Here is a 21,239-nt window from a genome sequence, read left to right on the forward strand (position 1 = left end):
TGAACACCCAATATTAAGATATTCTTATAAAGTTAAAACTAATGATAGTTTGGTTTAAATTTAAATACAACACACTGGAGAATAAGACAAATGAGCCGGATTGAAGAACTTAAGTCGATGGTTGATCTACAAAATGGTCGCATCGACCGACGTATTTTTTGGGAAGATTGGATTTACCAGCTGGAGCTCGAAAAACTATTTGCTAAATCATGGTTATTTGTCGCTCATGAAAGTCAGGTAAAAAACACAGGTGATTTTGTTACTACTTATATGGGACAAGATAACGTGATTGTTTCTCGCCACAAAGATGGCAATATCCATGTGTTTACCAATTCATGCACTCATCGTGGCAACCGTATTTGCTTTGCAGACCGCGGGCAAGCTAGGCAGTTTACTTGTAATTATCATGGATGGGCTTTTGGCACCGATGGCGCCCTATTGGGGATGCATGAAGAAACGCATTACGAAGGGTATATTAATAAAGCTGAACACGGTTTACAAAATGCACGTGTTGAAACCTACAAAGGGTTGGTATTTGCTTGTTTTGATGATGAAGCACCCAGACTAGAAGACTTTTTGGGCGATTTTCGCTGGTATTTAGATGTTATTCTTGACCAAACCGAAGAAGGAACCGAGTTTATTGGTGGTTGCATCAAGAATATGTACAACGCTAACTGGAAGTTCGGTGCCGAAAACTTTGTTGGCGACTCACTTCATGTTGGTTGGACACATGCCTCAGGCACAAGAGCGGTTAGTAAAGGTGGCGAAGTACCTGAGTACATGCCAGTCGACCCTGAATCTTTTCATGCCAACGCAAATGGCCATGGCTGGGAAGGCGGCACCGATGGTGTGGGCACTTTAGCACTTATATCCAGTGGTGACCCAACGTTGGTCGAATACTTTGAGAATGAGCGTAAAAACATGGCTAAACGCCTTGGTGAGCTTCGTGCTCGTAAATTATATGGCTCGGTTATATCGGCAACGGTTTTCCCCAATTTTTCATTTTTACCCGGCATTAACACCATGAGAACTTGGTTACCAAAGGGCCCAAGACAATTTGAATTACGTGCTTGGACGATGGTTAACAAAAGCATGCCTGACCATATCAGGGAAATTGTTCAAAACGCCTGTGTAATGACCTTTTCACCCAGTGGTATTTTTGAAATGGACGATGGTGAAAACTGGGAAAATGCTACTCAAGCCAATGAAGGCGTTGTAACCCGAAAACAAAGCCTGCACTATGGATTAAGATCAGGAACCAGTCGCCGAGATGACCCCGAATTACCTGGCAACATCAGTAAACCAATGTACAGCGATGTTAATCAATTAGCGTTTTATCAACGCTGGATGGACTATTTAAGCGCCGATTCTTGGGACGATATTCCTAAGTTCCGTTAAGGGGTAATTCAGATGACTACAACAACAAACACACAAACTAAAATGACTGATACTGATCAAATGTTACTTTGGTATAAAGTAAACCAATTTTATAATCAAGAAGCACGCGCATTAGACGATGAAGACTATGAAACTTGGTTTTCGATGCTAGCGGAAGACTTACAGTACTGGATGCCCGCAAGAGAAAGCGTGTTTCGCAAGGATGAAAAACCCGATTCAACCAACAATATGAACCATTACAATGAAACCTTGCCCAGTTTACAATTACGTGTGGCAAGGCTTCATAGTGGCGCCGCTTGGGCAGAAGACCCGCGCACACGCTATCGACATATTGTTTCTAATGTTGAAGTGGAGCTAGGCGACGCCGCAGGTGAAATCAAGGTGCGATCTAATACATTAGTTTACAGAAGCAGATTAGAGCGTGAAGAGTATTGGTTACTTGCCAAACGGGATGATGTCTTACGCGAAGCCGATGGTTCTTTTAAGGTTGCTAAACGCAAAATAACACCTGACTTCACCTCGTTATTAAGCAAAAACCTTAACGTTTTCTTATAAAAACAACCCAATAGCCTGTTAAATTTTTACAGGTGGTTTTTCAGCCAATGCCTTAACAACGCAACCTTATGAATGATAACCACCTGTAAAAAATCAGGGCCATAAACCTTAACTATTAGAGCTTTAAGCACTAAGTTTTTGCCGTCATTTTTTTAAAAAAATTGACTCATCTCATTTTAATTAGCGTTCACCCCTCTGTAGAGATGCATTTCGCCGATCTCTGATATAGATCATAGAAGAAAACACAGCCTCTTTACTAAGATATTTGTCATTAGCCGCTTTGGCTTTTAACAATTCTTAACTATGGAGATGGATGAATGAAGCTTATCAAAAACACGACTGTTTTATGTGCGGCCTTAGGTTTAACTGTTATAGCAACACCTTCGTTATCTTATGAAACGGGTGACCTTATTGTTCGAGGTCGAATTATTAGTGTTGACCCTCAAGACGACAGTAGCAGTGTCAGTATAAATGGCGCATCGGTAGCTGGCAGTGGTGCGTCTGTTAATTCAGACATTATGCCAGAGCTAGACTTTACCTATATGCTCGATCCTCATTGGGGTTTAGAGCTGATTTTAGCGTACACCGAGCATAAAGTTGATGCTGGTGGTTCTTTAGGTGGCTTAAACCAAATTGGCGATACTAAAGTATTACCACCTACTCTAACCTTGCAATATCATTTTGCACCAACATCAAATATCCGCCCTTATGTAGGCGCCGGTATTAACTATACTCACTTCTTTGACTCCACTGTAAAAGGGGCTTTAGATGCACCCGGAGCAGACCTTGAGATAGATGATTCATGGGGACTTGCTGCACAAGCAGGTGTTGATATTGACCTGAATGACACTTGGTTTGTTAACTTTGATGTTAAGTACATTGATATCGAAGCGGATGCGCATATTAAAAATGGCGCCAATATCAAAGTAGATATTGATATAGACCCTATCGTTTGGGGTATTGGTATAGGCCGGACATTCTAAAAAAAATGTTGTCACCTTAAAAAGCCCAAGCGCCATCGGCGGTTGGGCTTTTTAAATACACTGTTTTTTCAGCCAAGCATTTATTCACCAGATGACTTGGTGATTAACACTGTTTCCTTGTTTAGTAATAATCCATTTACTTCTTTTTAGCCCAAGAATCTCTCAGCGTTACAATTCGATTAAACACAAGGTTTTCTGGTGTTGAGTCCACACTGTCTTGGCAAAAATACCCTTGACGCTCAAATTGATAAGCTGATGATCCCGCAGTGGATAACGATGCTTCTAGCTGGCAATTTTTTAGTACCTGTACTGACTCGTTATTAATAAACGTTTTATAGTCCTGATCACTTTCTGAGGCTGGCGCAGGAATGCTAAACAAACGATCGTATTGTCTGACTTCTGCGTTAACTGAGTGTTTTGCTGATACCCAATGAATGGTGCCTTTTACCTTACGACCATCTTCCGACTTTCCACCGCGCGTTTCAGGGTCGTAGGTACAGTGAACTTCTGTTACCTCACCGTTTGCATCTTTCACAACATGGGTGCACGTGACATAGTAAGCAAAGCGCAGCCTCACTTCACGGCCTTCGGTTAAGCGGAAAAATTTCTTTGGAGCACCTTCCATGTAGTCGCTTCGTTCAATATATAACACCTTGGAGAAAGGAATATCACGCTGCCCCTGCTCCGGCTTTTTGGGATGATTGACGCCACGTAATATTTCTTCTTGATCTTCTGGGTAGTTATCAATAACTAACTTAATGGGGTCTAAAACCGCCAATGCTCTGGGCGAGTTATCATCTAAATCTTCTCGTAATGAGTTTTCTAACACGCTCATCTCAACAATATTATCTTTTTTGGTGACCCCAATTCGTGAACAAAAATCACGTATAGCATTGGCCGTATAACCGCGTCGACGCATTCCGCTTAGCGTTGGTAACCGTGGGTCATCCCAGCCATTAACATAACCGCCCTCTACTAATTCGTGCAGTTTACGTTTGCTCATAACCGTGTAATCGAGGTTTAAACGAGAAAACTCAATCTGTTGTGGGTGTACCGGCGTTTGCAATTCATCTAAAAACCAATCATACAAAGGACGGTGATCTTCAAATTCAAGCGTACAAAGCGAGTGTGTAATGCCTTCAATGGCATCTGATACACAATGAGCAAAATCGTACATTGGGTAGATATGCCACTTATTACCCGTCATAGGGTGTGACATATTTTTAATGCGGTAAATGGCTGGGTCACGCATATTGATATTCGGTGCTGCCATATCAATTTTTGCACGTAATAAATGCTCACCTTCAGCAAACTCCCCATTTTTCATGCGTTCTAATAAATCGATGTTCTCATCAATAGACCGCTCCCTAAATGGGCTATTTTTACCGGGTTCCGTCAAATTACCTCGGTAAAGCCGAATGTCTTCTGCAGACAAGCTATCTACATATGCCTTGCCTTTTTTTATCAGCTGAACTGCATAGGCATACAGTTGATCAAAGTAGTCAGAGGTATGATGAAGGTTCTCTCCCCAATCGAAACCGAGCCATTGCACATCTTCTTTAATAGCATCAATATACTCCGACTTTTCTTTACCGGGATTTGTATCATCAAACCGTAAATGACAAACAGAATTGTTGTAGTCTTGTGAAATACCAAAATTAAGACAAATAGATTTTGCGTGCCCAATATGCAAATAGCCATTTGGCTCGGGCGGAAAACGTGTGATGACTTGCTGATGCTTGCCCGACGCTATATCGGCATCGATAATAGTACGTATAAAATTACTCGGGCTTGACTCAATCTTCTTATCATTCATCGACGGAACACCTAATTCTAAATTAAGCGCCGAATTTTAAAGCATCTTGCGGGTAACGTCTTTAAAAAGTCACTGCTGCTTACTATCAACAACCAAGTCACGCACTGTTTTATTGCCTAAAGAGGCACTAATGGCCTTATCAATTCCATTAACGAGCTCTAATGATTGGCTTTTTAATGTTAGTACATTAGCCGCCAAGAAGTGGTCTTCTTCTGCACATCGAACCGCTTGTATAACATCGCTTAATAGTAAAACATCCAATGATTTGGCCGGTAAATAAGCAACCGGTGTCTCATTCGTCCCTATCACTAGATGTTGCGCTATTAGTTTTTTAAGAACATAACGAACGACTGTATGTGGTGCAGAGATATCACCGGTTAAATCAGCCATTGTAGGCGGCTTCTCCCCTGCATAATGTTTTTCACCAATCAATTGCATTAACAATAGAGCAATGCGTTCCTTAACCCGATTACTTATTTCAAAACCGCCCCTATCGACCCTGAGAGACGATGGGTTTTGCACATAAAAGGCAAGGTTAGAGCCAAACAGTAAAATTAACCAACTGATATAGAGCCAAATCAACAGCATAATCACCACAGCAAAACTGGAGTAAATAGCTGTGTACTTCGTTGAATTAACAACAAATGTTGCAAATAAAAGGCCTGATGATTCCCATAAAAACCCTGCTACGATTGCCCCGATTAATGCCGCTGATAGGCGCACACGCGTATTGGGCACAAACATATAGATAAATGTAAAAGCGCCCATCACCATGAGATAAGGCAGCAATTTGGTGGCTAGCACAATCAAACTACCAAAAGGCTCGATGGTCGCAAAATAAGTCACAATAGAGGAACTCATGATGGTAGCGGTTACCCCTATCGCAGAAACCATCATGACTGGGCCAATTAAAATAACACTCAAGTAACTACTAAACCGCTCTCCAATGCTACGGGTCGTTTCAACATGCCAAATCATATTGAATGCATTTTCTATTTTTTGGACTAGCGACAAAACGGTGTAAATTAACAAACCTAAGCCAACCGAGCCGAGCACCCCGACTTTTATATTATCGATAAACCCAATTATATTTTCACCAATTTGGGTGCCTTGCTCACCAAGCGGTGCTAAAAATTGAAATAGGAAAGGCTCAATTTCATTATGCACACCCATTGCTTTTAACACCGAAAAGCTCAACGCCAATAAGGGCACAATGGATAACAGCGTGGTATAAACCAAACTCATCGCCCTTAGGCTTAGCTGCCCTTCCATTAAATCTGTGACAGACACGTATACCACACGTAATATTTTCAATAACAGTAGATGGAATGGTGACAGCCCTGTTTCATCTGGCCAGAGCAACGAGGTGACTTTATCTTGCAAGTTAAATTTATTTTTTTGCACGTATTAGCTCCCAGGCCTTTGTTATTGTCTGTTCTTTTTTTCCCTCAAATATCCTACAGGCTTCGCTTTTCGTAAACAACACAGGTATCATTTACGCAATCTCACTTTTCATTTTATTTTTTTATGTCAGAACAAGAATCCATCGAACTAAACAGAGACGTTAATGCCATCGTTATCCCTGCGGGGATCCATGTTCGGCTCAAAAAAGGTGATGTCGTTACCATCATGCAGTCACTGGGCGGCTCTTATACCGTATCAAGCGAAACAGGTATTATTGCTCGAATTTCAGCCATTGATGCTGATGTTTTAGGTAAGGAAGTTGAAGTTGTTCATGCTTATGAAACCGGCACAGACCCTGAATCAGTGCGTGAAGCTTGTTGGGCTTTTATGAAAACCGTCTACGACCCTGAAATACCGGTCAATGTCGTTGACCTTGGGCTAATTTATGATTGCACCGTTCGCGCCTTAACTGACGGCTTGAATCATGTACACGTTACAATGACCCTAACCGCACCGGGTTGTGGCATGGGCCCGGTTATTCAAGCTGATATTGAATCGGGTATTAAGCATATGGAAGGGGTTGAGACTGTTGAAGTAGAGGTTGTTTTAGACCCGCCTTGGAATCAAAACATGATGTCTGAAGCTGCAAAACTTCAACTAGGGATGCTTTAGACGCTGCGCTTATCTGCTAAAGCCGTTATTGCTACCCCTTGTTGACACAAAGCACTTACTTTATTGCATTTACCTTTGGTCTATTGGGGTCTACCCATTGTGTTCCAATGTGTGGAGGAATAGTCGGCATATTAAGCCAACAAACGAATTCGTCTAGTTATCAAACTGTTACAAAAACACTGTCCTATAATGCTGGGCGTATTCTTAGTTATAGTTTTATTGGTTTTTTAGCTGGTAGCATAAGCCATGTGGCTCTTTCGCCAATGGATACAGCCGCGTTGATGTTGTTTTCAAAGTACTTAACGTCTATTTTTATGCTTGCCTTCGGTTTTTACCTCTTAGGCTGGCTAAATTTTCTCAGTTACTTAGAGCGTTTTGGCCAACGCTTATGGAAACGCCTGTCGCCACTTAGTCGTCAACTATTACCCATCCAACATAAACGTGATGCGTTTCTCCTCGGTATTATCTGGGGCTGGCTGCCATGTGGACTGGTCTATTCTGCACTGGCATGGAGTCTTGCCAGCGCGCACCCTCTAAATGGCGCCTTAATTATGTTAAGTTTTGGCCTAGGCACCTTACCGATGTTAATGACCATGGGAATAGCGTCAGAAAAACTAACCCAATTTACACGCTCACTACTTATTCGACGCAGTGTTGGTGGCTTAATTATTATTTTTGCGGTGTTTAAATTAATTAACCCCATGGGTATGTCTATGCAGTAACGTTATTTGTCTGTTTTATTGTCAGCCTTGTTGTCATCAGCACCTAATTCTTCATTCTCTTCTTCATACAAAATACTGTGGCCCGGCCCCTCTAAATCATCAAACTGCCCAGACCGCACCGCCCATAAAAAAATAGCGGCTATTAGCACCAGCAAAACAACCGATACGGGAATTAAAAAATACAAGCTATCCAACGTGTAACCTCGATATTTTTTTGCTCTTACTGGCTGCTGGGAGCACAAAGCGCAAGAGAAAAGAGTTTAAAACAACCACCAAGGAACTAATCGACATGCCGAGTGCTGCTTGCCAAGGCTCTACATGCCCTGCCATTGCTAATGGTAAAGCACCAATGTTATATACCAGTGCCCAAGCCATATTTTGCTTAATAATTGCCTTGGTCTTTTTTGATAGCTTAAAGACGTGTTGAAGGTTTTGCATATCATTATTCATTAACAAGATATCCGATGATGCACGTGCCAATTGACTTGCACCAGAAACAGAAATAGAAACATCCGCCTTAGCCAAAATGGGCGCATCATTAACACCATCACCCACCATAGCCACTTGCTCGCCGCCCCTTTGCATGCGGTCGATTTCTTTTAGTTTATCACTCGGTGTGGCATCCGATTTAAAATCCTCAATAGCTACTTTTTTCGCTAACCATGCAACGGGACTGAGTTTATCACCACTTAATAAGCTCACTTTTTTTCCATCGCTTTTTAACCAATTAACAGCTGAAGAAGCCCCCTGCCTTATGTCATCATGTATTTCAAAAACAGCGAGGTATTGCACATCATCAGCCAAATACACCTGTGTTACATTTGAATTATGAGTCTCAAACATTAACCCAGATGACTGCTTAATATATTGCTGAGATCCAATATAATAGGTTTTACCCTCTATCGAGCCTTTTAAACCGGCGCCATTGATTTGCTCTACTGCGCTGGCTGGTTGAGGGTTTACCGTTTTTTCATGTTTAAAAGCACGCGCGATAGGGTGATCTGAAAAGCGTTCTAAACTAATGGCTATATCCATTATGCTTTGCTTATCACGCCCATCAAACACAGTGCAATCAGATACATTCATACTGCCTTCGGTGAGCGTGCCCGTTTTATCAAAAACAACCCGATTAATACTGGCTAATTTTTCTAACGCAGTCCCTTTTGTAATAATAATGCCGTGGTCAAATAACGCACTCATCGCAGCTGTATAAGCAGTTGGCGTCGCAAGGGATAACGCACACGGGCAGGTCACCACTAGCACCGACAAGGCCGTTGAAAACCAATCCACATGACCTTGCCAATAACCAAATATAGCGCTACCCAAGGTGACCAAAATAACCATTAAAACAAATACACTAGCAAAACGGTCTGCTGTTTCGACCCAAGCAGGCTTCTGTGCATGGGCTTGTTCGATTAAACGTGCAATGGTTGATAAGGTACTGTCTTTTCCAACGCAGCTCACCTTTGCTATTAAGGTGTTATCTAAATTATGGCTACCGCCTAATACACTGTCATTGAGGCGTTTACGAATCGGTTCACTTTCACCGGTTAAAATTGACTCATCTACCTGCGATTCACCGTCCACAACAACTGCATCTGCCGGCACCACTTCTCCTGGGTTAATTTGTATGTAATCGCCCAATGCTAACGAATTTGCTGCAACTTTATGGGTAACGTTGTTTTCAGCTATCCGTTTAGCCATCATTGGCACCGCCTGTGTAATACGCTCACTCGAACTCATCGCGTACCAACGGGTGAGAAACTCTACATATCGCGCTAACATAAGAAATAATACAAACATACAAACTGACTCGTAATACGTATCACCTTTACCTTGGTAGGTATTAAAAAGGCTGGCAAAAAAACCCAGGCTTATACCCAATGCAACAGGCACATCCATACCCGGCATTTTATTTTTAATATCTCGACAAGCCGCATATAAAAATGGCTTCGCTGAAAACAATAAGACCGGCAGTGTTAATAAGGCGCTAATCCATTTTAAAAACTGCAACATATTAGGGTCAATTTCACTTGGGTCCGCTACATAGATACCTAATGTGATCATCATCACCTGCATACCACAAAATACAGCCACACCAATTCTACTGAGAAAGTCTTTGCGTTCTTTTTGCAAGTTAAGGAACTGCTTATTCGCATCAAAGGTAACTGCCTGATACCCAATGGCTCTTATCGCCGTTAGTACATCGGCAATATTAACCTCGTGACCGATGGTTTTAAGTAACCCACGCCGAGTCGCATAATTAATCTTAAACGACACCACGCCGCGTAGTTTTTGAACTTGCCGCTCCAATAACCATATACAGGCAGAGCAAGTAATCCCCTCGATGATAAGTGAGGTCTCTATGACTTCTTCGTTAGAGCAATCGGTTTCTAACGATGCAGCCGTATTAAACTCAAGCTCTTCACTTAACGAATCCATTGAAACTGCATAAGCGGTACGTTTTTGGTAATAATCTGCCAAACCATTATTTATAATCGCTTGCGCCACGGCTTCACAGCCTGGACAACACATGGCTCTCCACTGCCCATCAAAATTAATACCCCACTTCGTTGTGCTTGGCACTTCAAGGCCACAGTGAAAGCAAACAACTTCTTTTTCTAATTTAGTGTCAATTGTCATCAGTTAGACAGTGGAATTCATGTTCAAATAAGGTAATATATTCATTTTCAATAGTTTAGATTGAATGAGCGTATCAGCTAAAAATTTATTTCGTGATTTAACTGTATCTTGTAGCAACTGCAGCCTAGGTGATTTATGTATACCTCATGGCTTAGCTCCACAAGATATTGATCGGCTAGATGACTCGGTCAGCCATACAAAATTGTTGCAAGCGGGTGATATTCTTTATCACCAAAACTCTCCTTTTAAGTCGTTATATGCACTCAAATCTGGTTCTGTCAAAATTATCAGCAAAAGTGATGAATCTGATGATGTAATGGGTGTTTATCTTCCCGGCGAAATTATTGGTTTTGATGGTGTCGCTACTGACAGATACCAATGTTCGATTCATGCACTTGAAACCAGCAATATTTGTGAAATAGACCTTGAGAGTTTACAAGAAAACATCCCAAGTATTTTTAAACAATTACTCAAGCATGCTAGCAAATCAATAAATCAAAGCAACAATACAAACGCTACTAGTAAAGTTAGTGCTGAAAAACGTATTGTTTCATTGCTATTAGACTTATCGGATCGCTATCGACTACGGGGCTACTTCTATACCGAATTCAATCTTTTCTTATCGCGTAGTGAAATCGGCAGCTTACTCAACCTCTCACCTGAAACCGTTAGCAGGGGCATACGCAAACTTGAACGTGACAACCTCATCACGCTTGAAAACAGACGCCGGATTAAAATCAATAACCTGGAAGGCCTGAAAAACATACTGACGGCTATCTAATTTATCACAAAAAACAAAGCATTTAGCCCGAGCTAAGCCCACAAAATAACTTGATTTAACGAAAAACTGATTCAGATCAGGTTTGCCCCAGCTGACCTTTCTTTGCTGCAATACAGCACCTATACTTTAGCCTCTTAAATGACAGAGGTTCTCGTATGAGTACACTTATCTACAACGATACTGTGGTTCGACAATTTTCGATCATGACCGTTGTTTGGGGTATTGTTGGTATGCTTGTCGGCGTCATCATTGCTGCACAATTAGTTTGGCCTGCTCTTAATTTTGACCTGCCTTGGTTAACCTATAGCCGACTTCGGCCGCTACATACAAATGCCGTTATTTTTGCATTTGGTGGCTCTGGTTTAATGGCCACCTCTTTATATGTGGTACAACGAACCTGTCAAGTTCGTTTATTTGCTAACGCCTTGGCTAGCTTTGTCTTTTGGGGTTGGACACTGATTATCGTACTGGCTGCGATTACGCTCCCATTAGGCTATACACAAAGCGGTGAATATGCCGAATTAATTTGGCCGATTGATATTCTATTAGCGGTTGTTTGGGTAGCCTATGGCATTGTCTTCTTCGGCACTATCGTGAAACGAAAAACACCACATATTTATGTAGCTAATTGGTTCTTTGGCGCTTTTATTCTTACTGTCGCTGTTTTGCATATTGTCCGTTCTTTAGCCATCCCTGTAAGCCTTACCGAGTCTTACCCGATCTACGCTGGCGCAACGGATGCCATGGTGCAATGGTGGTATGGGCATAATGCGGTTGGTTTTTTCCTAACCGCTGGCTTTTTAGGCATGATGTATTATTTTGTTCCTAAGCAAGCCGAACGGCCTATCTATTCATACCGTTTGTCTATTGTGCATTTTTGGGCACTTATTTCTATTTATATGTGGGCAGGACCACATCACCTTCATTACACCGCCCTACCTGACTGGATTCAATCCGTAGGTGCGGCCTTTTCGATCGTTTTATTGGCGCCATCATGGGGCGGTATGATCAACGGCATCATGACTTTATCAGGTGCCTGGCAGAAACTTCGCCATGACCCCATTTTAAAGTTTTTAATTGTTTCACTGTCTTTCTATGGCATGTCTACATTTGAAGGCCCGATGATGGCAATTAAATCTGTCAATGCTCTGTCTCACTATACAGAGTGGACGATCGGGCACGTTCATTCCGGTGCTTTAGGTTGGGTCGCCATGATCACTATAGGTTCTTTGTATTATTTAATCCCAAAGCTATTTGGTCAACAAGATATGTCTAGTATGGCACTTGTTGAAACACACTTTTGGGTCGCTACTATTGGCATTGTTCTTTACGTAGCATCCATGTGGATTGCTGGTGTTATGCAAGGGCTGATGTGGGGCGCAATCAATGATGACGGGACACTCACTTATAGTTTTGTAGAGTCTTTATTACGTATGCAGCCTTTTTACCTTATTCGCTTTCTGGGTGGCACCATGTTCCTAATTGGCATGCTTATCATGGCTTACAATGTGTACAAAACTATTAAGGGCTCTGAAGCTTCTAATATTCTTGTACCTCAACATGTTTAACTGGAGAGCATCAAGATGAGTCACGAAAAAGTTGAGACTAATATTGGGTTAATGGTTGTTTTAATCGTCCTCGTTATTTCAGTTGGCGGCTTGATTGAAATTGTCCCTTTATTCTTTATGAAGCAAACGACTGAACCTGTGTCTGGGTTACTGCCCTACAATTCTTTACAGTTAGCTGGCCGAGACGTTTATGTACGTGAAGGCTGCTATGGCTGTCATTCACAAATGATTCGCCCATTCCGTGCAGAAACAGAACGTTATGGCCATTACTCATTAGCCGGTGAGTTTACGTACGATAGACCTTTCCAGTGGGGTTCGAAAAGAACCGGGCCAGACTTACAACGTGTTGGCGGTCGATATAGTGATGATTGGCATCGTTTACACCTCACAAACCCACGCTTAGTAGTGCCCGAATCCAATATGCCCGGCTACCCTTGGCTTAAGGATAACAAGGTCGATGGTGAGCTCATTGCAAAGAAAATGCGCGCCCTTCGCATTCTTAACACGCCGTATACAGACGAAGACATTGCCAATGCAGCTGATTCTGTAAAAGGAAAAACTGAAATGGACGCAATCATTGCCTATTTGCAGGTTCTCGGGACCCACGTCAGCACAAGGAGATAACGTATGTTTGAACTTAATACACTACGCTCTATTTTGACACTAGCGCTATTTGTACTTTTTATTGCCATTTGGATATGGGCATGGAGCAAAGACCGTAAAAAAGAGTTTGAAGAAGCCGCTAATATCCCCTTTCAAGGTGAAGAGATCAGCGCAACTTTACAAGAGGATAAAAAATGAGTGATTTTTGGTCTATCGTTGTAACGGTTGTCATTCTATTAAATATTATTGGCTGCTATCTACTCATTAGATGGGTTGCCAAGCCCAATAAGGGCGAGGCCAAGCAAGGCGAAGCAACAGGCCATGTTTGGGATAGCGACCTAATGGAACTGAACAATCCAATGCCTCGCTGGTGGTTATACTTGTTCTACATCACCATTGTGTGGGGGTTAATCTACCTACTAATGTACCCCGGTTATGGTAATTACCCCGGCTTATTAGCTTGGACATCGGATAAAAAATACTCTGATGAAGTCCAAGCAGCCAATGAGACCTACGGTCCTATTTTCAGTCAATATGCTGAAACACCCATTATTGAGCTAAGTGAAAACAAAGATGCCAATGCAGTCGGCCAACGCTTATTTGTTAATTATTGCGCACAATGTCATGGTTCTGACGCTGCCGGCTCTAGAGGCTTCCCCAACCTCACGGATAATGAGTGGATCTGGGGCGGTCAACCCACTGATATCCAACACACAATAGCTCACGGACGCACCGGCGTTATGCCTGCTTGGGAGTCAGTCCTCAAACCCATACAAATTAGTTACCTTGCAGACTACCTGATGAGCTTAACTGGCAGACAACATAAAGCGACCGATGCTCAACGTGGTAAAAAAGTTTTTGCAAGTTATTGCGCCACCTGCCACCAAGCAGATGCAACCGGCAACCCTTTGCTTGGCGCACCCAACCTTGCTGATAAAATTTGGTTATATGGTGCCTCACGTAACAAAATAATTGAGTCCATTAGTAAAGGCCGTAACGGCCAAATGCCAGCTCATTTGGAGTTTTTGGGCGAGGACAAAATCCATATTCTCTCTGCTTACGTCTATAGCTTATCTAGCCACTAAATTAAGCATGAATTTAGATACTAAACGGATCATTATTGGAACACTGTGGCCATCTTTTTGGATGGCCTGCGTCCTCAGCGGCATTGTTTTTAGTGCCATTGATCCCATCATTATCGCATCACAGATTGGTTTTGATCATATTTCCTATCTCGCCGCTTACTCCTTAGGCTTTATTTTTTTCTGGCTAGCTTGTGCTTGGAGTGGCTTATTCTCAATCATATTTTCTCGTAGCGTAAACAGAAAAAAATGACGTCTCATAAAAATGACTCTATAGAGTCATCGCTTTTTGAAAAACGAAAAAAACTTTACCCTCGTGAAGTCCATGGCCTATTTGCTAACCTAAGAGTGCTCGGTGTAGTCACCCTTCTTGGTCTTTATTACCTCCTTCCCTGGGTTAATTTTAATGGTCACCAGATTGTACTGTTTGATCTACCAGAGCGTAAATTTTACATTTTTCATTGGATTTTCTGGCCTCAAGACTTTATTTATCTTGCCCTACTTTTAATTTGTGCTGCATTTGCACTATTCCTCTTTACTGCGCTAGCCGGTCGATTATGGTGTGGGTACGCTTGCCCACAAACAGTGTGGACCGAAGTTTTTTTATGGATTGAACGAAAAGTTGAAGGAACTCGCTCTCAGCAAATGAAGCTGGACAAACAAGCAAATAGTTTTACGAAATTTCGTATAAAGGCGACCAAACATGCCATTTGGCTGATCTTTTCGTTGTATACCGGCTTCACATTTGTCGGCTTCTTTACACCTATTAGGGATCTAGCACAGGGCATTGCCTCGTTTAACCTAGGTCCATGGGAAACGTTCTGGTTTCTATTTTATAGTTTTGCAACCTATGGCAATGCAGGCTGGTTAAGAGAACAGGTCTGTATGTATATGTGCCCCTATGCTCGCTTTCAAAGCGCCATGCTAGACAAAAACACCTTAGTGATCTCGTATGACGCCCTAAGAGGCGAACCTAGAGGGCGGAGAAAAAGAGGCGAGGATTTCAAAGAAAAACAGTTAGGCAGCTGTATAGACTGTAGTTTATGTGTTCAAGTCTGCCCAACAGGAATAGATATTCGTAACGGGCTGCAATATGAATGCATTGGCTGTGCCGCCTGCATTGATGTGTGCAACGACGTTATGGATAAAATGAATTACCCACGTGGGCTGATTAAATACACCACCGAGAACCATATGGAAGGCAAGAAAACTAACTTGCTAAGGCCACGAATTGTCATCTACAGTCTACTGCTCATCGGTATTTTATCTGGCGTTATCTATTCTATTGAAACACGGGATGCTGTTGAGCTAAATGTCCTAAGAGATCGAAATGCACTATACCGTGAAGATTATGAAGGAACCATCAGTAATACTTACACGATTAAAATCTTAAATATGGATACTGTTGACCACACCTACAGCTTAAAGGTCACCGGTATAGAAGGCATTAAAACCTCTATCAAAGATCCTATCCATGTTAGCGCCGGCCAAGTATTAGAAATGCCGCTACAATTATCCGCCGACCCAGATACGCTTCATACAACCTCAATCAACCTGACTTTATCGGTGCAAGCAACAGGTGATGCCAGCATTTCAACTGAATCAGAAGGCCGATTTATTGGCCCATTAGAACCTTAATGATGAATACTCTTCGTGAAGACAGCCTCCCTTGGTATAAACAATTTTGGCCCTGGTTTTTAATACTACTTCCGCTAAGCGTCGTTGTTGCCAGCATAATTACCTTCCTCATTGCTCAAGGGAACCCTCCTTCCTTGGTCCAAAGTGATTATTACAAAGAGGGGCTCGCCATAAACGCCAGCAAACAGCTTGAAGAAAAGGCTCTAAGACTTGGTGTCTCAGCAGTTGTCAGTGTTAATAGTACCGCTCTTACCGTCCATTTAAATGCCCCTAAGGTTCAACCGTCACACTTAATCGTTGCGCTACGACATCCCACGCTTGAGCAATATGACCAGACTCTCAACTTGGTTAAAATAGCCAACGGTATCTACCAAACTCCTTTTAAATTACCCAAACAAGGCAAATGGTATATATACATCACTCCACCTAATAACCATTGGAAGATCACAAAAACGTCTACTTTAACGACGCCATAGCACTGCCAAGCTCGGTTCTTATTACCATATAAGAACCACTAATCCCTACCTGCAAAACGACCCTCAATTAAAAGTCAAAATATTGTCGTTTTAAAAAATTACCTTTAAATAAATTATTAACGCATTGTTTTATATCGATTTAATTTTTTTGGCACAACTTTCGCTATAAAGTTTTAAAATCAACAATAACGGTTAACCTAGTTACCTGTACAGGCTGAATAACAATGGAATTAAAAAAAACAATAAACAGCAGATCAAACGACACATCAGTCTCGCAAAAACTTAAACAGCAAGACGCTATAAATCATCTAATCAGTGCGCTTCAGACCACTATTATTTTAGATGAATTAGTCCCCCTCTTTAGTAATGAATTACTAAAAGCTGTTGACCATAGTGGTGTCATTTTTGAAAACCCTGAACTAGGCATTGTTTTTCAACATGGTTCACGCACCAACCACAGTTGCGAATACAGCCTGACTATTGAAAACAATTCTCTTGGTAAGCTGACATTTATGCGTCGTCAACGGTTTACTGAAAGTGAACTTAACACCATAGAGCAATTTCTTAGTGTTTTGCTCTACCCTTTGAAAAATACCTTGTTATACAGCCAAGCAATTCAATTTGCACATACAGACCCATTAACCGGTGTTTTAAACCGTTCCACATTACGCTCTGTTTTTCAAAAAGAGGTTTCTTTAACCAAGCGCCACCACTCTGACTTATCTTTGATAATGCTAGACCTTGATTTTTTTAAAACAGTAAACGATAGATACGGTCATTGCGCGGGAGACACTGCCCTAAAAGACGTCACACAATGCATTGAAAAGACCCTGCGTGAAAGCGACTATATTTTTAGGCTTGGTGGTGAAGAGTTTGCCATACTACTAAACGATACTGATTTAAAAGGCGCTGAACTCATTGCTGAACGATTACGCACGGCTATTGAATCTTTAAGCATTCTACATGATGACACTCAGTTCCAGCTGACTGCTAGTATGGGTATTACACAATACAAAGAAAACGACTCACTGGGGGTCATAATGAGTCGCTCAGATAACGCATTGTACAAAGCAAAAGATAGCGGTCGAAATAAAGTCGTTTGCGCCTAATCGGCAATTAAATGTTTAAGCGCTTCAATTTCTTTTTTATCTAACATTTGGTGCTGTCCAGCTGGCAGTCCCGGCGGCAAAAACACACTGCCATAGCGAACCCTAATTAAACGGCTCACCTTACAGTCTTGGGATTCCCAGAGCCTTCTAACAACACGGTTACGCCCTTCAGCCACTACCACATGGAACCAACGGTTTATTCCCTCACCACCAGACTCTTGTACATCTTCAAAACGCGCTTTTCCATCTTCTAGTTCCACACCATTTACCAAACGTTCAAGCATGTCATGTGTCACAACCCCCATCACTCTCACTGCATATTCACGATCAATTTGCTTTGATGGGTGCATGAGCTTATTTGCCAAGTCACCATCATTAGTGAACATTAATAAGCCTTGCGTATTTAAGTCGAGCCTACCAATCGCAATCCAACGCCCAACCTTTAGTCGCGGCAGTCGTTTAAATACGCTAGGCCTACCTTCGGGGTCTTTTTTACTGACAATTTCACCCGTGGGTTTGTGATAAACCAACACTTGTGTATTTACATCAAGCTTGCCAGCTAATTTAACTGGCCGCCCTCTAAGTTTAACGATGTCATGCGTGGTAATTTTGTCGCCTAGCTTAGCAACATCACCATTAACATGAATAGAACCGTCTAAAATCCACTTTTCAACTTGCCTTCGTGAGCCAACACCGGCTTGCGCTAATAATTTTTGAATGCGCTCTGGCTGCTGACCCTTTTTTTTATTAGTCGCTTGCTGAGGGTTTTTACGTGGGTTGTTGTTTTTCATCTTGAGTAATATCTTTATTTATTGGGGTATCGTCACCCAGGTTAAGTTGAAGCTCATTGCTCGATAATAAGTCAGCTTCAAGGAGAGTTGCTAACGGTGGCAAATCAGCCAGTGTTTGTAAATTAAAATAATCTAAAAACGCTTTTGTGGTTGCGTAAAGGGCTGGTCTACCCGGCACTTCTTTACGCCCTATTACACGTACCCAGTTTCTGTCTTCTAGCGTACGTATAATATTAGTCCCAACAGCGACACCTCGAATGTCTTCTATTTCGCCACGAGTCGCTGGCTGTTGATAAGCAATAATAGCCAATGTTTCCAGTAAGGCACGGCTATATTTTACAGGTTTTTCTTCCCATAATCTTGCTACCCAAGGCGAATACTTTGATTTAACTTGAAAACGGTAGCCGTTGGCCACTTCAACCAACTCCACCGGTTTTGTCGAATATTCATCTTGCAGCTGGTTGACGACCTCTCGAAGCGAATGCTTATCTGGACGATCTTCGAGTGAAAACAAGTTTTGCAATTCCATTATCGACAAGGGTTCACTGGCGGCAAATAAAGATGCCTCAATAATATTCTTTATGTCCATCCTGGTTTCTCAATTATTCTCTAAGCGATTTAACCCATACTTCTGACAACGCCTCACCTTGCACGACCTCAACCAGCTCTTCTTTACAGAGCTCTAAAATAGCTAAAAATGTCACCACAGCGCCTTTTTTCCCTTCTTTTGCGGTAAAAAACTGATGAAAAGCTAAAAACATTTCCTCTGTTTTATCGAGTAGCGTCAAAACATTAGACATCCTTTCTCTAACCGACAATGCTTCGCGCTGAATTTGATGGTGAGTAAATTTTTCAGCACGTTTAAGCACCTGTTGAAACGCTATTAAGAGACTGTCCAAATCAACATCAGGAAGCGGTTTTTCCATTTTATCTACGATCAATTCAGCTGTGGCTAAATAATTATCGCGATACAGTCGTGGCATAGCATCAATATCATCTGCTGCTCTCTTAAACCGTTCATATTCTTGTAGGCGCCTAACCAGTTCTGAACGAGGGTCTTCCTCATCATCTAACTGTTCAACATTCTTTGGCAATAGCATATTAGATTTTATTTCTGCGAGCATTGCCGCCATGACTAAATATTCGGCAGCCAATTCCATACGCAAATTCTGCATCAACGTTATGTATTCAATGTACTGCTGAGTAATTTTTAGAATGGGAATATCAAGAATATCTAAGTTTTGATGCTTAATAAGGTAAAGCAGCAAATCTAAAGGGCCTTCAAATGTTTCTAAAAAAACCTCTAAGGCATCTGGGGGGATGTATAAGTCGTCGGGTAACTCTTTAAATGGTTTCCCATCAACCAAGGCTAACGTTTGCTGAATTGGCACCACATAGTCAGTCTGGTTGTTCATTAATTTAAAAGATGCTGGCTAATGATACTGAGTCTACCACAGCAAATGCTTGGCAATGAAACCCTATCAAGCTACTCTACCTTCTTTATTTTCATGGTATCTGTTCCACCATGCTGCCCTGTCAGCTCACCTGCTGTAATAATAACTAAGTCGCCCTTGGCCACTATTTCAAGCTGCTGCAATTTTGTTATTGCCGCTTCATTAACATCCTTAGCATGACCTAGTGGCGCTTTTAGCAAAATAGGCACCACACCTCGATACAGCGTCATACGGCGACAAACGTCACTATTTGGCGCCATTGCAAAAATAGGTATTCCTGAACTAATTCTAGACATCATTCTCGGCGTACCCCCCGACTCAGTGAAGGCAGCTATAGCGGTAATATCTGTATGATTAGCCACATACATCGCAGATAACGCAATGGCCTCATCAATTTGCCCAAACGCTTTACCCATACGGTGACGTGAACGAGTCGTTCTTGGCTGACGTTCGGTTTGTTCGCAAATACGCCCCATTGCCTCCACGGTTTGAACAGGGTACTGTCCAACTGATGTTTCAGCCGATAACATCACAGCATCTGTACCATCAGAAACGGCGTTTGCAACATCAAACACTTCTGCACGCGTAGGAATGGCGTTATTAATCATCGACTCCATCATTTGTGTAGCGGTAATAACTACAGTATCCCTATCTCGAGCCATCCTAATGATATGCTTTTGAACCGGCGGTAAGTTAGCATCACCAATTTCCACACCCAAATCACCTCGTGCGACCATAACCGCATCAGATGCATCTACTATTTCTTCCAGCACATCCAAGGCTTCGGCCCGTTCGATTTTAGCAATTAAATGCGCTTGGCTACCGGCCGCTTTAACCAACGCACGTGCTTGATGCATATCTTCTGCAGATCTTGGGAACGACACGGCGACAAAATCCACCCTCATCTCAGCAGCCGTCTTAATGTCTTGCTTATCTTTGTCGGTTAACGCATTGGCGGATAAGCCCCCACCTTGTAAGTTAATGCCTTTGTTATTTGACAGTATCCCGCCCACAACGACGGTACACTTGATTTTTGAACCATTAACAGCCTCGACATCCAGCACGATACGTCCGTCGTCTAATAATAGACGATCGCCCTCAGTCACATCATTGGCTAACGGTTTATAATCACAACCAACTTGGGTGATATCACCTGCTGTTGATGCTAACGCTACATCTATCGTAAATTTAGCCCCCTCTTGAAGGCTTACTTTTCCATCCTCAAAACGCGCTATACGAATTTTTGGTCCTTGCAAATCAGCCAAGATACCGACATGACGGCCGAGTTTTTCTGATAAGTCTCTTACCGCTTGAGCACGTTTTCTTTGTTCATCTGCATGGCCGTGAGAGAAATTCAAGCGAACGACATCTACGCCCGCTTTAATTAATTTCTCTAAAACATCGGGTTCATCGGTAGCTGGACCCAAGGTGGCAATAATTTTAGTCCGTCTAGGTTTTCTAAAAGGAGGCATACTCTACTCGTTCATTAAGAAATAGTGCTTAGAGTATAGCGTGTAGATGACAGTTTTATGGCAACAATAACC

Annotated in this window: 22 protein-coding genes; 14 read left to right on the forward strand and 8 right to left on the reverse strand. The window is 42.1% G+C overall.

What is annotated here, in order from left to right; all coding sequences use genetic code 11:
• The first annotated feature begins 90 nt into the window (after positions 1-90).
• The 3 genes from CPC19_RS08885 to CPC19_RS08895 all read left to right on the forward strand — a co-directional run bounded on the left by CPC19_RS08885 (position 91) and on the right by CPC19_RS08895 (position 2,936).
• Complete coding sequence (locus tag CPC19_RS08885; protein ID WP_015005573.1) at positions 91-1,398, forward strand: aromatic ring-hydroxylating dioxygenase subunit alpha; 1,308 nt, start codon at positions 91-93, stop codon at positions 1,396-1,398.
• 12 nt (positions 1,399-1,410) lie between these two features.
• Entirely contained in the window at positions 1,411-1,953 is a 543-nt protein-coding gene (locus CPC19_RS08890; RefSeq protein ID WP_016389626.1) for a 3-phenylpropionate/cinnamic acid dioxygenase subunit beta, read from the forward strand.
• 317 nt (positions 1,954-2,270) lie between these two features.
• Positions 2,271-2,936, forward strand: a complete 666-nt coding sequence (locus CPC19_RS08895) for an OmpW family protein (RefSeq protein ID WP_016389628.1) — start codon at positions 2,271-2,273, stop codon at positions 2,934-2,936.
• A gap of 136 nt (positions 2,937-3,072) precedes the next feature.
• Here the strand turns inward: CPC19_RS08895 and CPC19_RS08900 are convergent, their stop codons facing one another.
• Together CPC19_RS08900 and CPC19_RS08905 are read right to left on the reverse strand one after the other, a co-directional pair.
• Positions 3,073-4,752 (reverse strand): glutamine--tRNA ligase/YqeY domain fusion protein, encoded by a 1,680-nt coding sequence (locus tag CPC19_RS08900; protein WP_015005570.1) that lies wholly within the window; start codon positions 4,750-4,752, stop codon positions 3,073-3,075.
• 69 nt (positions 4,753-4,821) lie between these two features.
• On the reverse strand, positions 4,822-6,156 hold the full coding sequence (locus tag CPC19_RS08905; protein WP_016389629.1) for a YihY/virulence factor BrkB family protein: 1,335 nt from the start codon (positions 6,154-6,156) through the stop codon (positions 4,822-4,824).
• Between the two features lie 123 nt (positions 6,157-6,279).
• Between CPC19_RS08905 and sufT the strand changes: the two genes are divergently transcribed.
• A complete protein-coding gene (gene sufT / locus CPC19_RS08910) occupies positions 6,280-6,828 on the forward strand; it encodes a putative Fe-S cluster assembly protein SufT (RefSeq protein WP_015005568.1) in 549 nt (182 codons plus the stop codon).
• Positions 6,829-6,866: 38 nt separating this feature from the next.
• Entirely contained in the window at positions 6,867-7,550 is a 684-nt protein-coding gene (locus CPC19_RS08915; RefSeq protein ID WP_020932804.1) for a sulfite exporter TauE/SafE family protein, read from the forward strand.
• Between the two features lie 2 nt (positions 7,551-7,552).
• On the opposite strand, the gene ccoS is transcribed toward CPC19_RS08915, so the two are convergent.
• Positions 7,553-7,744 carry a cbb3-type cytochrome oxidase assembly protein CcoS gene (ccoS, locus tag CPC19_RS08920; protein WP_015005566.1) on the reverse strand — a complete coding sequence of 64 codons (192 nt, stop codon included), beginning with the start codon at positions 7,742-7,744 and terminating at the stop codon, positions 7,553-7,555.
• Entirely contained in the window at positions 7,737-10,193 is a 2,457-nt protein-coding gene (locus CPC19_RS08925; protein ID WP_016389631.1) for a heavy metal translocating P-type ATPase, read from the reverse strand. The genes ccoS and CPC19_RS08925 overlap by 8 nt, the downstream gene beginning before the upstream one ends.
• A gap of 64 nt (positions 10,194-10,257) precedes the next feature.
• Between CPC19_RS08925 and CPC19_RS08930 the strand changes: the two genes are divergently transcribed.
• From CPC19_RS08930 to CPC19_RS08970, 9 genes are all read left to right on the forward strand, one after another.
• Positions 10,258-10,974 carry a helix-turn-helix domain-containing protein gene (locus CPC19_RS08930; RefSeq protein WP_015005564.1) on the forward strand — a complete coding sequence of 239 codons (717 nt, stop codon included), beginning with the start codon at positions 10,258-10,260 and terminating at the stop codon, positions 10,972-10,974.
• 155 nt (positions 10,975-11,129) lie between these two features.
• Entirely contained in the window at positions 11,130-12,542 is a 1,413-nt protein-coding gene (gene ccoN, locus CPC19_RS08935) for a cytochrome-c oxidase, cbb3-type subunit I (RefSeq protein ID WP_016389632.1), read from the forward strand.
• Positions 12,543-12,557: 15 nt separating this feature from the next.
• Positions 12,558-13,166 (forward strand): cytochrome-c oxidase, cbb3-type subunit II, encoded by a 609-nt coding sequence (ccoO, locus tag CPC19_RS08940; protein WP_016389633.1) that lies wholly within the window; start codon positions 12,558-12,560, stop codon positions 13,164-13,166.
• Positions 13,167-13,169: 3 nt separating this feature from the next.
• Positions 13,170-13,343, forward strand: a complete 174-nt coding sequence (locus tag CPC19_RS08945; protein ID WP_015005561.1) for a cbb3-type cytochrome c oxidase subunit 3 — start codon at positions 13,170-13,172, stop codon at positions 13,341-13,343.
• On the forward strand, positions 13,340-14,230 hold the full coding sequence (ccoP, locus tag CPC19_RS08950; protein WP_016389635.1) for a cytochrome-c oxidase, cbb3-type subunit III: 891 nt from the start codon (positions 13,340-13,342) through the stop codon (positions 14,228-14,230). The genes CPC19_RS08945 and ccoP overlap by 4 nt, the downstream gene beginning before the upstream one ends.
• 7 nt (positions 14,231-14,237) lie before the next feature.
• On the forward strand, positions 14,238-14,480 hold the full coding sequence (locus CPC19_RS08955) for a hypothetical protein (RefSeq protein ID WP_015005559.1): 243 nt from the start codon (positions 14,238-14,240) through the stop codon (positions 14,478-14,480).
• Positions 14,477-15,865 carry a cytochrome c oxidase accessory protein CcoG gene (gene ccoG / locus CPC19_RS08960; protein ID WP_016389637.1) on the forward strand — a complete coding sequence of 463 codons (1,389 nt, stop codon included), beginning with the start codon at positions 14,477-14,479 and terminating at the stop codon, positions 15,863-15,865. The genes CPC19_RS08955 and ccoG overlap by 4 nt, the downstream gene beginning before the upstream one ends.
• Entirely contained in the window at positions 15,865-16,341 is a 477-nt protein-coding gene (locus CPC19_RS08965; protein ID WP_016389638.1) for a FixH family protein, read from the forward strand. The genes ccoG and CPC19_RS08965 overlap by 1 nt, the downstream gene beginning before the upstream one ends.
• A gap of 224 nt (positions 16,342-16,565) precedes the next feature.
• A complete protein-coding gene (locus CPC19_RS08970) occupies positions 16,566-17,450 on the forward strand; it encodes a GGDEF domain-containing protein (RefSeq protein ID WP_016389639.1) in 885 nt (294 codons plus the stop codon).
• On the opposite strand, the gene rluB is transcribed toward CPC19_RS08970, so the two are convergent.
• The 4 genes from rluB to pyk all read right to left on the reverse strand — a co-directional run bounded on the left by rluB (position 17,447) and on the right by pyk (position 21,167).
• A complete protein-coding gene (gene rluB, locus CPC19_RS08975; protein ID WP_015005555.1) occupies positions 17,447-18,241 on the reverse strand; it encodes a 23S rRNA pseudouridine(2605) synthase RluB in 795 nt (264 codons plus the stop codon). The two genes, CPC19_RS08970 and rluB, sit on opposite strands and share 4 nt — an antisense overlap.
• Positions 18,219-18,830, reverse strand: a complete 612-nt coding sequence (scpB, locus tag CPC19_RS08980; RefSeq protein ID WP_015005554.1) for an SMC-Scp complex subunit ScpB — start codon at positions 18,828-18,830, stop codon at positions 18,219-18,221. The genes rluB and scpB overlap by 23 nt, the downstream gene beginning before the upstream one ends.
• A 13-nt stretch (positions 18,831-18,843) precedes the next feature.
• Complete coding sequence (locus CPC19_RS08985) at positions 18,844-19,656, reverse strand: ScpA family protein (RefSeq protein ID WP_016389640.1); 813 nt, start codon at positions 19,654-19,656, stop codon at positions 18,844-18,846.
• 71 nt (positions 19,657-19,727) lie between these two features.
• The gene (gene pyk, locus CPC19_RS08990) at positions 19,728-21,167 is read right to left on the reverse strand and encodes a pyruvate kinase (protein ID WP_016389642.1); all 1,440 of its coding nucleotides are present in this window, start codon (positions 21,165-21,167) and stop codon (positions 19,728-19,730) included.
• Positions 21,168-21,239: the final 72 nt, after the last annotated feature.

Source organism: Cycloclasticus sp. PY97N (assembly GCF_002443175.1).
Classification (GTDB): Bacteria; Pseudomonadota; Gammaproteobacteria; order Methylococcales; family Cycloclasticaceae; genus Cycloclasticus; species Cycloclasticus pugetii.